This is a genomic window from Actinophytocola xanthii (assembly GCF_001921205.1).
Taxonomy (GTDB): Bacteria; Actinomycetota; Actinomycetes; order Mycobacteriales; family Pseudonocardiaceae; genus Actinophytocola; species Actinophytocola xanthii.
In genome coordinates, this window is sequence record NZ_MSIE01000006.1 from 96598 (window position 1) to 110644 (window position 14047).

General features: G+C 71.3%; 12 protein-coding genes and 1 tRNA gene. 5 read left to right on the plus strand and 8 right to left on the minus strand.

The window, feature by feature from the left end; all coding sequences use genetic code 11:
• Nucleotides 1-105: 105 nt before the first annotated feature.
• The 5 genes from thrB to argS are packed head-to-tail and all read right to left on the minus strand — an operon-like array spanning nucleotide 106 to nucleotide 6481.
• On the minus strand, nucleotides 106-1023 hold the full coding sequence (thrB, locus tag BU204_RS05400) for a homoserine kinase (protein ID WP_075124425.1): 918 nt from the start codon (nucleotides 1021-1023) through the stop codon (nucleotides 106-108).
• Nucleotides 1020-2096 (minus strand): threonine synthase, encoded by a 1077-nt coding sequence (gene thrC / locus BU204_RS05405; RefSeq protein WP_075124426.1) that lies wholly within the window; start codon nucleotides 2094-2096, stop codon nucleotides 1020-1022. Before thrC ends, thrB begins: the two co-directional genes overlap by 4 nt.
• Nucleotides 2093-3379: a homoserine dehydrogenase gene (locus BU204_RS05410; RefSeq protein WP_075124427.1), complete on the minus strand. Its 1287-nt coding sequence runs from the start codon at nucleotides 3377-3379 to the stop codon at nucleotides 2093-2095. The genes thrC and BU204_RS05410 overlap by 4 nt, the downstream gene beginning before the upstream one ends.
• Nucleotides 3379-4812, minus strand: coding sequence for a diaminopimelate decarboxylase (lysA, locus tag BU204_RS05415; RefSeq protein WP_075124428.1), 1434 nt, complete (start codon nucleotides 4810-4812; stop codon nucleotides 3379-3381). The genes BU204_RS05410 and lysA overlap by 1 nt, the downstream gene beginning before the upstream one ends.
• Before the next feature lie 4 nt (nucleotides 4813-4816).
• Nucleotides 4817-6481, minus strand: coding sequence for an arginine--tRNA ligase (gene argS, locus BU204_RS05420; protein ID WP_075124429.1), 1665 nt, complete (start codon nucleotides 6479-6481; stop codon nucleotides 4817-4819).
• A 93-nt stretch (nucleotides 6482-6574) separates the two neighbouring features.
• Between argS and BU204_RS05425 the strand changes: the two genes are divergently transcribed.
• The 3 genes from BU204_RS05425 (at nucleotide 6575) to BU204_RS05435 (ending at nucleotide 8926) form a co-directional block, all read left to right on the plus strand.
• Nucleotides 6575-7249 carry a DUF3105 domain-containing protein gene (locus BU204_RS05425; protein WP_233159345.1) on the plus strand — a complete coding sequence of 225 codons (675 nt, stop codon included), beginning with the start codon at nucleotides 6575-6577 and terminating at the stop codon, nucleotides 7247-7249.
• A gap of 106 nt (nucleotides 7250-7355) precedes the next feature.
• Complete coding sequence (locus BU204_RS05430) at nucleotides 7356-8222, plus strand: DUF3105 domain-containing protein (RefSeq protein WP_075124447.1); 867 nt, start codon at nucleotides 7356-7358, stop codon at nucleotides 8220-8222.
• Complete coding sequence (locus tag BU204_RS05435) at nucleotides 8219-8926, plus strand: DUF305 domain-containing protein (protein ID WP_083661009.1); 708 nt, start codon at nucleotides 8219-8221, stop codon at nucleotides 8924-8926. The genes BU204_RS05430 and BU204_RS05435 overlap by 4 nt, the downstream gene beginning before the upstream one ends.
• Nucleotide 8927: 1 nt before the next feature.
• Here BU204_RS05435 and BU204_RS05440 read toward each other — a convergent pair whose 3' ends face one another.
• Together BU204_RS05440 and BU204_RS05445 are read right to left on the minus strand one after the other, a co-directional pair.
• Nucleotides 8928-9839, minus strand: coding sequence for a cation diffusion facilitator family transporter (locus BU204_RS05440; protein WP_075124431.1), 912 nt, complete (start codon nucleotides 9837-9839; stop codon nucleotides 8928-8930).
• Nucleotides 9840-9893: 54 nt separating this feature from the next.
• Nucleotides 9894-11552 (minus strand): SDR family oxidoreductase, encoded by a 1659-nt coding sequence (locus BU204_RS05445; protein WP_075124432.1) that lies wholly within the window; start codon nucleotides 11550-11552, stop codon nucleotides 9894-9896.
• A gap of 68 nt (nucleotides 11553-11620) precedes the next feature.
• Here BU204_RS05445 and BU204_RS05450 point away from each other — a divergent pair.
• Nucleotides 11621-11693: transfer RNA gene (locus tag BU204_RS05450), tRNA-Arg, on the plus strand.
• Between the two features lie 418 nt (nucleotides 11694-12111).
• On the opposite strand, the gene BU204_RS05455 is transcribed toward BU204_RS05450, so the two are convergent.
• Entirely contained in the window at nucleotides 12112-12657 is a 546-nt protein-coding gene (locus BU204_RS05455) for an AMIN-like domain-containing (lipo)protein (protein ID WP_233159347.1), read from the minus strand.
• Between the two features lie 191 nt (nucleotides 12658-12848).
• On the opposite strand from BU204_RS05455, the gene BU204_RS05460 reads away from it, so the two are divergent.
• Entirely contained in the window at nucleotides 12849-13682 is an 834-nt protein-coding gene (locus BU204_RS05460) for a hypothetical protein (RefSeq protein WP_143229315.1), read from the plus strand.
• Nucleotides 13683-14047 lie beyond the last annotated feature (365 nt).

Genomic DNA, 14047 nt, shown 5'->3' on the forward strand with positions numbered 1-14047 from the left:
GACACCGGGCGCCCGTACGCGCGGTGACTGAACGCCCCTGAGGGTAGACGGCCCGGCATCCGCGTGCAACAACCAGGTGTGCCGGCGTGGCTAACCGGCACAACGTCACCTACCTCGGATTTGTTCCAGCGGCTCGACGCGGACCCCGTTCCGGTCGACCGCCAACTCGCGCACGGTGAAACCCGCGGTGTCCACGCCGGCCGGCACCCGACCGTCCAGCGTCATCGCCACCACCGCAGGTCCGGCGCCGGAAACCGTTGCGGCGACGGCGTTCTCCCGAAGTTCACGGACGAGTCGCATGGTGTTCGGCCAGGCCTGCGCGCGGTAGTCCTGGTGCAGCCGGTCGGCTGTCGCCGGGAGCAGGAGGTCGGGTCGCACGGTCAGCGCGTGCACGGCGAGCGCGCACCGCCCGGCGGCGAACGCGGCATCGGCGTGCGGGACCTCGACGGGCAGCAGGCCGCGGGTGAGCGCGGTCGCGGAACGCTCGTTCGGGACGAAGACGACCGGCCGCAACGCTTCGTGCGGGTCCAGCCGCACCGCGTGATACCGAGGGCTGCCCGGCGTCGGACCGGACGGGCCGTCCTGTTCCGACCAGGCCAGCACGAGCCCGCCGAGCAGGCTCGCCGCGGCGTTGTCGGCGTGGCCCTCGAACTCGGCGGCGAGCTGCAGCGCGGTCTCGTCGAGCGCCCGCCCGGCGAGCGCGTACCCGGCGGCGACACCGGCCACCACGGCGGCCGCCGACGAGCCGAGCCCGCGGGCGTGCGGGATCTGGTTGACACAGGTCAGCTCGAGCCCGGGCAGGTCACACCCGAGGTGGGCCGCGGTGCTCGCGAGCGCCCGCGCGACCAGGTGCTTCTCGTCGACCACGAGGTCGGCGCCCTCGCCGGCGACCGTGCCGCGCACGTCCCGGCCGCCGAGCCGGACCTCGACGACGTCGTACAGCGCGAGCGCCATCCCCAGCGCGTCGAACCCCGGGCCCAGGTTGGCGCTCGACGCGGGGACGGTGACCCGGACAGCCGTCACCCGAGCTCCAGCGCGGAGGCGACGGCACCCGGGGAGACCGGCACCGGCTCGACCGGGACCATGTTGGCCAGCGCGGTGTCGGGGTCCTTGAGGCCGTGTCCGGTGACCGTGCAGACGACCGTCGAGCCGGCCGGCAGCCGTCCGTCGCCCGCGGTCATCAGCAGGCCGGCCACGCTGATCGCCGAGGCCGGCTCGACGAAGACGCCCTCGCGTCCGGCGAGCAGGTGGTAGGCCTCGAGCAGGCGCTCGTCGGAGAGCATGTCGATCAGACCGCCGGAGGCGTCGCGGGCGGCGATCGCGCCCGCCCACGAGGCCGGGTTGCCCACCCGGATGGCCGTCGCGATCGTGTCCGGGTCGCGCACCGGCTCGCCCCGCACCAGCGGCGCGGCGCCCTCGGCCTGGAAGCCGAACAGGCGCGGGGCCGCCGCCACCACCCCGTCGTTGGCGTAGGCCGAGTAGCCCTGCCAGTAGGCGGTGATGTTGCCGGCGTTGCCCACCGGGAGCAGGTGCACGTCCGGTGCCCGGCCGAGCGCGTCGCAGATCTCCCAGGCGGCGGTCTGCTGGCCGATCAGGCGCACCGGGTTGACCGAGTTCACCAACTCGACCGGGTACTCGGCGGCGGTCTTGCGGGCGAGCTCGAGGCAGTCGTCGAAGTTGCCGTCGATCTGCAGGATCCTGGCGCCGTAGGCGACGGCCTGGGCCAGCTTGCCCAACGCGATCTTGCCGCGCGGCACGAGCACGGCGCAGGTCATCCCGGCCCGGGCGGCGTAGGCGGCCGCCGAGGCGGAGGTGTTCCCGGTGGACGCGCAGATCACGGCGGTGGCCCCGGCCGCGAGAGCGTGGCTGATCGCCACCGTCATCCCCCGGTCCTTGAACGAACCGGTGGGGTTGGCCCCCTCGACCTTCAGGTAGACCTGGCAGCCGGACAGCTCCGACAGGTGCGGCGCCTCGAGCAGGGGCGTGCCGCCCTCCTGCAGGGTCACCACCTTGGCACCGTCCGGCAAGGTGATCCGGTCCTGGTAGGCCCGGATGATCCCCGGCCACCCCGACCGCACTCCGGCCGCTGCTGTCATGGTTCCTCACCTTCGACCCGCATAACGCTGACGACGTCGTGCACCACCGGGAGCCCGGCGATCTTGTCCACGGTGGAACGGAGCGCCGCGTCCGGCGCCGAATGGGTCACGATCACCAGGCTCGCGTCCTCGGTGCGGCCCTGCTGGCGCACCGCGGCGATGCTGACGTCGTGTTCGGCGAACACCGAGGCCACCGCGGAGAGCACACCCGGCCGGTCCGCCACGTCCAGGCTGATGTGGTACCGGGTGTCCACCTGGGAGATCTGGCGCACCGGCAGCGCCGCGTAGGAGGACTCCCCCGGGCCCCGCCCGCCGACGACCCGGTTGCGCGCGACGGCGACGAGGTCGCCGAGCACCGCGCTCGCGGTGGGCGCGCCTCCGGCGCCCTGGCCGTAGAACATGAGCGAGCCGGCCGCGTCGGCCTCGACGAACACGGCGTTGAACGCCCCGCCGACCCCGGCGAGCGGGTGCGTGCGGGGGATCATCGCCGGGTGCACCCGGACGGCGACCGCCTCGGTGCCGTCGGACTCGACCCGCTCGCAGATCGCGAGGAGCTTGATCGTGCGGCCGAGCGCGCGCGCCGCGGCGATGTCGGCCTGGGTGACCGCGGCGATGCCCTCCCGGTACACGTCGGCCGCCGTCACCCTGGTGTGGAAGGCGATCGAGGCGAGGATGGCCGCCTTGGACGCGGCGTCGTAGCCGTCGACGTCGGCGGTCGGGTCGGCCTCCGCGTAGCCGAGACGGGAGGCCTCGTCCAGGGTGTCGGCGTAGCCGGCGCCGGAGGAGTCCATCGCGGACAGGATGTAGTTGGTGGTGCCGTTGACGATGCCCATCACCCGGTTGATCCGGTCGCCGGCAAGCGACTCGCGCATCGGGCGCAGCAACGGGATCGCACCGGCCACCGCCGCCTCGAAGTACAGGTCGGCGCCGGAGGACTCGGCCGCCGCGAACAGCTCCTCCGCGTGCTCGGCGAGCAGCGCCTTGTTCGCCGTCACGACGGACTTCCCGCCCCGCAGGGCGGCGCCCAGCAGGGCACGGGCGGGCTCGATGCCGCCGATCACCTCCACCACGACGTCCACATCGGACTCGACGAGGGCGGTGGCGTCGGTGGTGAGCAGGTGCGCCGGCACGTCCGGATGCCGGTGCGGACGGCGAACCGCGACGCCGGCGAGCTCGACATCGTCGCCGATGCGCGCCGCGAGGTCGGCCGCCTGCTCCTCGAGCAGTCGTACCACCTGTGCGCCAACGGTTCCACAGCCGAGCATGGCGACCCTGATGGTCATCAGACCTCCAGCCGGAGCAGATCGTCCATCGTCTCCCGACGCAACAGCAGGCGGGTCTCGCCGTCGCGGACCGCCACCACCGCAGGGCGGAGCAACCGGTTGTAGCCGCTGGCCATCGCGTAGCAGTAGGCCCCGGTCGCCGGCACCGCGATCAGGTCGCCCGGGGCCAGGTTCTCCGGGAGCCAGCAGTCCCGCACCACCACGTCGCCGGACTCGCAGTGCTTCCCGACCACCCTGGACAGCACGGGATCACCGCCGCGCAGGCCCTCGTCGGAGAACCGGGAGACGAGGCGGCAGTCGTACTCGGCGTCGTACAACGCGGTGCGGATGTTGTCGCTCATCCCGCCGTCCACACTCACGTAGCGGCGCGAGGTCCCGTGGCCCAGCGCCACGTCCTTGATCGTGCCGACCTCGTAGAGGGTGACCGTGCCGGGGCCGACGATCGCCCGGCCGGGCTCCACCGCGACCAAGGGCTCCGGCAGCTCGTACTGCTCGCACTCCTTGGCGACGATCGTGCGCAGCTGCTCGGCGAGCCAGGCCGGCGGCGGCGGGTCGTCGAGCGCGGTGTAGGCGATGCCGAGCCCGCCGCCGAGGTCCACAGTGGACACCGAGGCGAGTGCCTCGGCGCCGTGCTCGTCCCGCAGCTGGGCGAGCAGCCCGATCACCCGGTGCGCGGAGAGCTCGAACGCGTTGGCGTCGAAGATCTGCGAGCCGATGTGGCTGTGCAGGCCGACCAGCCGCAGCCCCGGGGACCCGAGCACCCGCCGCACCGCCTCGGCGGCGTCCCCGCCGGCCAGCGAGAAGCCGAACTTCTGGTCCTCGTGCGCGGTCGCGATGTACTCGTGGGTGTGCGCCTCGACCCCGACGGTCACCCGGACCAGCACCGGCTGCACGGTCCCGTGGTCGCGGGCGATCCGGTCGAGGCGGGCTATCTCGTAGAACGAGTCGAGCACCACCGCGCCGATCCCGGCGGACACCGCCGCCTCGAGCTCGCCAGTGGACTTGTTGTTGCCGTGCAACGCGATCCGCTCGGGAGGGAACTCGGCTCGCAGTGCGATGGCGAGCTCGCCGCCACTGCACACGTCCAGCGAGAGGCCCTCCTCGGCGACCCAGCGGGCGATCTGGACCGAGAGGAACGCCTTGGACGCGTAGTGCACCAGCGCCGGGTCGCCGAACGCCCTGGCGTGCTCGGCGCAGCGGGTGCGGAAGTCGTCCTCGTCCACCACGAACAGCGGTGTGCCGTACTCGTTCGCGAGCTCGCGGACGTCAACGCCGGCCAGCCGGACCACCCCGTCGTCCCCCCGGCGCGCGTTGCGCGGCCAGACGGCCGGCAGCAGCTCGTCCAGGTCATCCGATGTGGATGGACGGGGAACGGCAGGGTGTCCCGGCGGCAGGACTTCGGCGTGCCGGGGGCCTGCCGGGTGTGCGCGCATACGCCTACATCCGTTCCGGTGCGGTGACGCCGAGCAGGCCGAGGCCGTTGCCGAGCAGCTGTCGGGTGGCCGCGCACAGCGCGAGGCGGGCGGTGGTCAGCGGTGTGGCCTCCTCGTCGCCCTGGGGCAGCACCCGGCAGGCGTCGTAGAACTTGTGGTACGCGCTGGCCAGCTCCTCCAGGTAGCGCGCGATCCGGTGCGGCTCGCGCAGGGCGGCCGCGGTGGCGACCACCTTCGGGAACTCGCCGAGCGTGCGGACCAGGTCACCCTCCCGCGGGTGGGTCAGCAGCGACAGGTCCACGTCGGCCACGCCGTCGGGCACCTTGATGCCGAGGTCGGCCGCGCCCCGCTCCAACGAGGAGAGCCGGGCGTGCGCGTACTGCACGTAGTAGACGGGATTGTCGTTGCTGCGCTTGCTCCACAGGTCGAGGTCGATGTCCAGCGTCGCGTCCACCGAGGACCGGATCAGCGCGTACCTCGCGGCGTCCACGCCGACCGCGTCGACCAGGTCCTCCATGGTCACGACCGTGCCCGCGCGCTTGCTCATCCGCACCGGGCGGCCCTCGGACACGAGGTTCACCATCTGGCCGATGAGGACCTCGACGACGTCGGGGTCGTCGTCGAGGGCCGCCGCGGCGGCCTTGAGCCGGGCGATGTAGCCGTGGTGGTCCGCGCCGAGCATGTAGATGCACAGGTCGAAGCCGCGCCGGCGCTTGTCGCGGAAGTAGGCGATGTCGCCGGCGATGTAGGCCGGGGCACCGTCGGACTTGATCACGACCCGGTCCTTGTCGTCACCGTACTCGGTGGAGCGCAGCCACCACGCGCCCTCGGCCGGGTAGAGGTGCTCGTGTGCCTTGAGCTCCTCGACGACCTCGCTCACCGCGCCGGAGGCGTGCAGTGAGTCCTCGTGGAAGTAGACGTCGAAGTCCGTGCCGAACTCGTGCAGGCTCCGCTTGATCTCCTCGAACATCAGGCCGACGCCGATCCGGCGGAAGGCCTCAGCGCACTCGTCGGGCGACAACGAGAGCGCGTTCGGCTCCTCGCGGAGCACGGCGGCAGCGACGTCGGAGAGGTAGCCGCCGGCGTAGCCGTCCTCCGGCGGCGCCTCGCCCCTGGCCGCGGCGACCAGCGAGCGCACGAAGCGGTCGATCTGGGCGCCGGCGTCGTTGAAGTAGTACTCCCGCACGACCTCGGCACCCTGCGCGGCGAGCACCCGGCCGAGCGCGTCGCCGACCGCCGCCCAGCGTGTCCCACCCAGGTGCAGCGGACCGGTCGGGTTCGCCGAGACGAACTCCAGGTTGATCCGGCGGCCCGCCAGCGCGTCGCCGTGGCCGTAGCCGCTCCCCCGCTCGAGCACTTCACGCACGATCTGGCCCTGCGCGTCGGCGGCCAGCCGGAGGTTCACGAAGCCCGGTCCGGCGACGTCGGCCGCGGCCACGCCGTCCCGGCCGACGAGGGCGTCGGCGAGCCAGCCGGCGAGGTCCCGCGGCGCGACGCCGATCTTCTTCGCGACCTGGAGGGCGAGGTTCGTCGCGTAGTCGCCGTGCTCGGGGTTTCTCGGGCGCTCGATGGTCACCGCGGGTGGCAGCGCGGTGTCGTCGAGGTCGCGGCTGGTCAGCACGTCCACGGCGACGGCGCGGACGAGGTCGGCAAGAGCGGCGGGAGTCACCCGCCAAAGTCTAGGTAGCCCGGACGTACCCGAAGGAGTGGCCTCGCCCATAGGATGGGTCACGGGGAGTTCACACCGAAATGGGGGATCACGATGATCCTGCGCGCCGTCGCCACCGTGGTCGCCACGGCCGTCCTGCTCGCCGGGTGCACCAGCCGCGCCGGGGAGGAGCCGGCGGAGAGTGCCGCGCCTTCCAGCCCGAGGGTGGAGCTCACCCCGGACGAGGGCAACGAGGACCCCTCGGAGAACATCGAGGGCGTGGAGACCGCCGAGTTCCAGGGCGGCCTGCACACCGCCCCCGGCCAGCGGGTGGCCTACGACCGCCACCCGCCGATGGGCGGCGCACACGACCAGGTGTGGGCGAACTGCAGCGGCACCGTCTACGCGCGGGCGGTGCGCACCGAGCACATGGTTCACTCGCTCGAGCACGGCGCGGTCTGGATCGCCTACGAGCCCGAGCGCCTCGACGAGGACGACGTCGCGAAGCTGGCCGAGCGGGTCGAGGGGCAGCCGTACCTGATGCTCTCCCCCTACCCGGGCATCGACACCCCGATCTCACTGCAGTCCTGGGGCCACCAGCTGAAGGTCGAGTCGGCCGACGACGAGCGGATCGACCAGTTCATCCAGGCGCTGCGGCAGAACCCGTACACCACGCCCGAGCCCGGCGCGCCCTGCGACACCGACCCCTCCGCGTTCGACCCGGCCAACCCGCCGAGGTTCGACCCGAGCGCCCCGGGACCCGACGCCATGCCGGTGGACGGCAACTGATCGGCGGCCGTTGACGCCGAGCCCACACCGACTCCTTACACTAAGTCGCTGCAGTGGTTTCTTCTGAGGTGTGTTCTCCCTGTACGAGACGAGGTCCGAGACCGGCATGGCGAGCGGGACGAAGAGCAAGGGCAAGCCCAAGAGCAAGGGCGCGGTCAAGGGCGGGCGTTCCCGTTCCGCGATGTCCCGACCCAAGCGACCCAAGCCGTGGGGCATGATCGCCGCGGTCCTCGCGGTCGTGCTGCTGGCCGGTGGCGTGTTCACGTATGCCTTCATGCAGATCAACGAGAAGGAGAAGTGGATCGCCTCGGAGGACAACAAGGACCCCTCGGAGAACATCGACGGCGTGGTGCGCAAGGAGTACGACTCCGGCCAGCACGTGACCGGCGAGCAGCGGGTGGCCTACGACCAGTCGCCCCCGTTCGGCGGGCCGCACGACCAGGCCTGGGCGGCCTGCAGCGGCGTGGTCTACGACCGCGCGGTGCGCAACGAGAACATGGTCCACGCGCTCGAGCACGGCTCGGTGTGGATCGCCTACAACCCGGACGAGATCAAGGGCGGCGCGCTCGACAAGCTCAAGGCCAAGGTCGAGGGGCAGCCGTACCTGATGCTCTCCCCCTACCCCGACCTCGACCGGCCGATCTCGCTGCAGTCCTGGGGTCACCAGCTGAAGCTGGACTCGGCCGACGACACGCGCATCGACGACTTCATCCGCTCGCTGCGGGAGAACCAGTACCAGAACCCCGAGCCGGGCGGCCGCTGTGACGTGGACGGCACCGGGTTCGACCCGACCAACCCGCCGCCGTTCGTCGCCGAGGCGCCGGACGAGAAGACCGCGGTCAAGATGGACGGAAGCGGCGCCATCGACGAGTCCCAGCAGGAGCAGAACGGTCAGCAGGCGCCCCCGATGACCTCCGTTCCGGCCCAGCCGTCCCAGTCGGCGCCGGCGGCCAGCACCCCGCCCAGCCAGTGACCGAGGAGGGTCTGCCGGAGGACGACTCGCCAGCCCCGAGCCGGACCAGCCGGATCCTGGTGGTTCTCGCCGCCACCGTGGCGGTGCTGCTGGTCGGCGGGGCGGGCGGGATGCTGCTGACGATGTCCCAGGTGGAGAACGCCTCGCCGCCCGGACCCGACTCGGTCGACGTCGGGTTCGCCCAGGACATGCGGGTCCACCACCTGCAGGCGGTGACGATGGCCGGCATCGAGCGGGACCGGACCGACGACGGCGAGCTGCGCGCGATCGCGTTCGACATCGAGTCCACCCAGCTCTCGCAGTCCAGCGAGATGGCGGGCTGGCTGACCGTGTGGGGCCGGCCCGGGCTGCCGGACCCCGGCGCCGGTCACATGGAGTGGATGTCCGAAGGCGGCACCCACGAGCACACCGACGGCCACGGCGAGACCAGTACCGGGGCCGTGCAGCGGATGCCGGGCATGGCCACGGCTGCGGAGATCGACCAGCTGCGCGGGTTGACCGGGCGCAAGCTGGACGTGCTGTTCCTGCAGCTGATGCTGCGCCATCACCAGGGTGGCCTGCAGATGGCGAAGTACGGGGCCGAGCACGCCCGGACGGGTTACGTGCGGAATCTGGCGAGGAAGATCGTGCAGAGCCAGCAGGCCGAGGCGGACGCGATGACCGAGATGCTCGCCAAGCGCGGGGCGCGGCCGCTGCCCTCCTGAGTCACCAGCGCAGCTCCCGGCAGCCGTCGGCGGCCCGCTCGGTCTCGAGCTGCAGGGTGGCGTGCTCGATCTGGTACTCCTCGGCGAGCAGCCGCTGGGCGGCGGCGAGGATGCCGGCCTGGTCGCCACCAGGCTCGACGGCGACGTGCGCGGAGGCGACCTCCATGCCCGAGGTGAGCGTCCAGACGTGCACGTCGTGCACCTCGCGGACCCCGGCGAGCGAGCGCAGGCCGGTGGTGAGCTGCTCGACGTCGAGGCGTTCGGGCGCGTGCTGGAACAGGATCCGCAGCGAGCGCCGGGCCAGCGTCCAGGTCCGCGGCAGGACGAACAGCCCGATCGCCACGCCCATGACCGGGTCGGCGTAGCGCCAGCCGAACAGCAGCGTGACCAAGCCGCTGACCAGCACCCCGACCGAGCCGACCAGGTCGGCCAGCACCTCGAGGTAGGCCCCGCGCAGGTTCAGGCTCTCCTTCGCGCCCTCGCGGAGCAGGAGGAAGGCGCACGTGTTGGCGACCAGCCCGCCGACCGCGACGAGCAGCACCGGCAGCCCCGGTACGGCCGGCGGGTCCTGGAACCGGCCGACCGCCTCGACGATGACGTAGCCGGCGACGCCGAACAGCAGGACGGCATTGGCCAGCGCGGCCAGGACCTCGGCGCGGTAGAGCCCGAAGGTGCGGCCGGCGTGCTGGCGCGCGCGGCGGGCGGCGAGGATCGCGGCGAGTGCGAGCCCGACCCCGACGACGTCGGTGACCATGTGGGCACCGTCGGAGATGAGGGCGAGCGAGGAGGTCGCGAACCCGACGACGAGCTCGGCCACCATGAAGGCCGTGGTGACCGCGAACGTGATGGCGAGGCGACCCAGGTAGCGCTCGGAGGCACTGGTCGGCTGGCCGTGCCCGTGGCCGTGTCCCATCACCGGCTCCTTCCTGCCGGCCGAAACATATAGTCACATGCGCATGAATGCAACTTACGACGTGCGCTTCGCGGTTTCGGCCGCGAGCCGCCGCCCCAGCGCCCGCGCGACACCGGGCACGAGCCGAGTGGCCCACGCCCCCAGGTGGGCCTCCGGCGTGACCGGAACGACGACCCTCCCCTCGCTCACCGCCGCCAGTACGGCCGCCGCCACCTTCTCCGGCCCGTAGTTGCGGCGCCGGTACAGCGCCTCGGCCCGCTCGCGCCTGGCCTGCTCCTCCTCGGGGCCGGTGCCGGCGAACCGCGCGGTGGAGGCGATGTTGGTGTGCACGAAGCCCGGGCAGACCGCGCTCACGCCGATACCGGCCGGCCGGAGCTCGCCGTCCAGGCACTGCGCGAGCATGAGCACGCCGGCCTTGGTCGTGCTGTAGGCCGGCAGCGACGGCGTGGCGAAGTACCCCGCGGCCGAGGACGTGATTACCACATGCCCGCCCTCCCCACGCTCCACCATCGCGGGAAGAAACGCCCGTAACGTGTGAATGACCCCCCACAGGTTGACGTCGACCACGCGCCGCCAGTCCTCGAGCGAGGTGTCCAGGAAGCTCCCGCTGACCCCGATTCCCGCGTTGGCCATCACGAGGTCGGGCACCCCGTGCTCGTCCAGCACGTGCCGGGCCAACGCCTCGGTGGCCTCCGGGTCGGCCACGTCGAGCTGGAAGGCGAGGCCGCCGACCCGCCGAGCCGCCTGCTCGGCCCGCTCGAAGTCGAGGTCCACGCACAGCACCCGCGCTCCCTGCCCCGCGAGCGCGACCGCCGTGGCGAGGCCGATCCCGCTCCCAGCGCCGGTGACCAGGGCGAGCTGCCCCGCCAACGCCGGCGCGAGGTCGGTGACCCGCCCCCGGGGCGAGGTGCCCCGCTCCACGTGCTCGACGAACTCCCGCACCATCCGGGCCACCGCGTCCGGATGCGTGCGCGGCGCCCAGTGACCCGCCACGAGCTCGCGCCGGTAGAGGTCGTCGCACCATTCCTCGGCCGCCGCGGCGAGGGCCGGGGTGAGGAAGGGGTCCTGGGTCAGCACGATCTGCTGCACCGGCACAGTGATTCGGCGAGGCCTCCCCCGCCCGGCGCTGGCCCGGTACAGCTGGAGCCCGTTGGCCGCGTCCCGGTACTCGGCGCCGAACCGCCGCCGGAAGCCCGGCAGCCGCCAGAGGGCCTCCGGCAGCACCGGCACCTGAAACGCCCCGATGTACCACGACCGAGTGAGCTGCTTACCCACGGCGGCCGGGTGCCGCCGCCACTGCCGCACCCAGCTCCCCACCTGCCCGAGGTCGGGGCCGGAGATCGAGGTGAAGGACCGGACGAGAGCAGGCTCAAGCGCCGCCCAGGCCTGGACGGAGCCCCAGTCATGCCCGACGAGGTGTGCCGGGTCGTCGCCCGCTGTCGCCCGCACAACCGCGTGCAGGTCGCCGACCAGCGCCTCCACCCGATACCCGTCGCGCGTGGCCGGCGCGTCGGAGCGCCCGTGCCCCCGCACGTCATAGGTGACGACGTGAAAGGCCTCCGCCAGCACCGGCGCGACCCGGTCCCACACGGAGGCGTTGTCCGGATAACCATGCACGAGGACGACAGTGGGCCGGTCGGGTTCACCCCACTCGTAGACAGCGAGCCGCAGCCCGTCGGAGTCCACCCAGCGCTGCCGCCCACTCCCAGCCATGCGGTCACGGTAGCCGCTGGGAAGCCGGCGGACCGAGTACGCTAAGCTTCCCCACGTCGTGATGACGGGCCCTTGTAGCTCAGGGGATAGAGCACTGCCCTCCGGAGGCAGGTGTCGCAGGTTCGAATCCTGCCAAGGGCGCCCCTTCTGACCTGGTTGAACGCTGCTCCTCTATCCACAGTGGAGCGAGAGCGTCTCATCAGGTATGCCATCACTCCGCGACCACATCCCCGGTCAGGACCCGCTCGCCGCAGCGCCCAGGGCTCGATCACCTGTCTGCCCAGCGGCACGCTGCGCGGGCGCGTCTACTCCCGGCCTCGATCCAGCCACCCACCGCCGCCGGTACCTGACCGAGACCACCCCCGCTCCGGACATAGATGCCGCCCCCTCGCCCCAGCACCGTGCAAAAGATCCACTACCTGATCAGCAGCGCCTACCGGCGAGCCGTCAACATCCGCACCGTCGCCGGTCGTCTCGACCACGCCGAAGGCGGCACCACCCTCGCCTACTTACACTGCCTCGCTTCACGAAGCCGACCAACGCGCCAGCGACCTGCTCATCACCCGCCTCCCCCACCCGGCAGGTCTCGTAGGCTAGGAGGTCGCCCAATGATGTGCGACATCGACGACGATCCGGTCGGCAGGGTGAACACTCGGAACGGCAGCCGAGCTCGGACTCCCAGGCCTACCGACGTGGTGCCGTGGTGTGTGCCGGCCCAGGCGACCTGGCGGAAGGTCCGGAAGCCGGTCACGTCGACCAGTTCCGCCGGGTCGTCGAACACGTACGTGGGCTCGTAGTTCTCGTTTAGCCCGAACGCGTGTACCGAGACCTGCAGCCGTGCGCCGCCGCGCACCGGGACCACCTCACCGGTCGCCTCCGCCGACACCGCGTTCACGTAGGACACCCAGTAGCGGCCGACCGCCCCCCGAAAGTCGAAGACCAACCGGTCGAAACACAGCTGCCGCCCCGCCCGCAGCCCGACCATGTACCCCGTCACGGTCGGGTGGGCGGACTTCACCCCTGACCCCCAGGTGACCGCGCAGGACTCCACCGACGCGGCAGCCGGGGCCGGAGTCAGCCCGACCAAGAACATCAACGTCGCCAACGACAAACCAACCTTGCGAAACATCCCTGTTTCCCGACACTCTAGTTGACGGTGTCGGTCACGATCGATGTTTGCCATGAGCTGCCGCGTGGCCGCGAAAGCAAGAGGCCACTCGAAAGAGTGACCTCTGTTCATCGATCTGTCGATATATTATTTACCTTTCACCGTAATATCAGAATCGTGGAGGAGTTGTGCGAGCGAAAGATGTTATTCCATCCGCCGCCGTGGCGGTACTACTCATCACATCGACGCTAGTCTCGCCCGCAGCCTCGGCCGACGAGCACCCGGATTTGCGTCAGAGCAGCAACGGGATCTTCTTGACCGGGGACTGGAACGGGGACGGGGTCGACACGCCAGGACTGTTCGTTCCTGGATCTCCAAACATCTACTACCTGCGTAACAGCAACACCACGGGGACCGCGGACATCACGCTGACCTTCGGAAGGGGCGGATTCCCGGTAGCCGGCGACTGGGACGGCAACGGCGAGGACACCATCGGCCTTGTCGCCCAGGGCAACCCGAACAGATACTTCCTGCGTAACAGCAACACCACGGGGACCGCGGACATCGCGCTGGTCTACGGCAGCCAAAACTACCCGGTGGTCGGCGACTGGGACGGCAACGGTGCAGACACAGTTGGAGTCGTCGCTCGAGCCAGACCCAACACCTTCCACCTGCGCAACAGCAACACCTCGGGTACCGCGGACATCACGCTGACCTATGGCGATGTCGGGAATCCCATCGCGGGCGACTGGGACAATGACGGAATCGACACGGTCGGCCTGGTCCAGTTGAACGAGACCGGCAGCGCGGCGCACCAGTGGCTCCTCCGCAACACCAACAGCAGCGGCGTCGCCGATGTCACTTTCCGTTATGGCTTCGGCGGGCGGCAGATCACGGGAGATTGGAACGGGGACGGCATCGACACGCCGGGCCTCACCTACATCAGCCACCCCCACGCGTGGTACATCCACAACCACAACAGCGAAGGATTGGACGACTTCGGCTTCACCTTCGGTGGATGACCGCCCAGCCGCCACCTCGACCGCAACACCGACGTTGACGAGGCACATCGAGGCGCCGACCCAACGTGCAGGAGACAGGCGGAAACCTTCTTGATCAGGGGACAAGGTGCTCCTGGTCACCACGCCCGACCTGCCCGAGTCGGTCTCCGATCTGGAGAACCTCCGCGCGGTCTACCCCCGCCATCGTCCTCGACGGCGAACGCGCCACCACCGGCGCCCGGCCTGGAGGCCATGGACGGCGCCAAGCTCGTCCACATCGCCGCCAACGGCACCCATGAACCCAACAACGCCGTCTTCTCTCCGCTCGAGCTGGCCGACGGCGGTGACCCCGATGGCGGCGTAGACCGGCCGGTTGGCGACCTGGC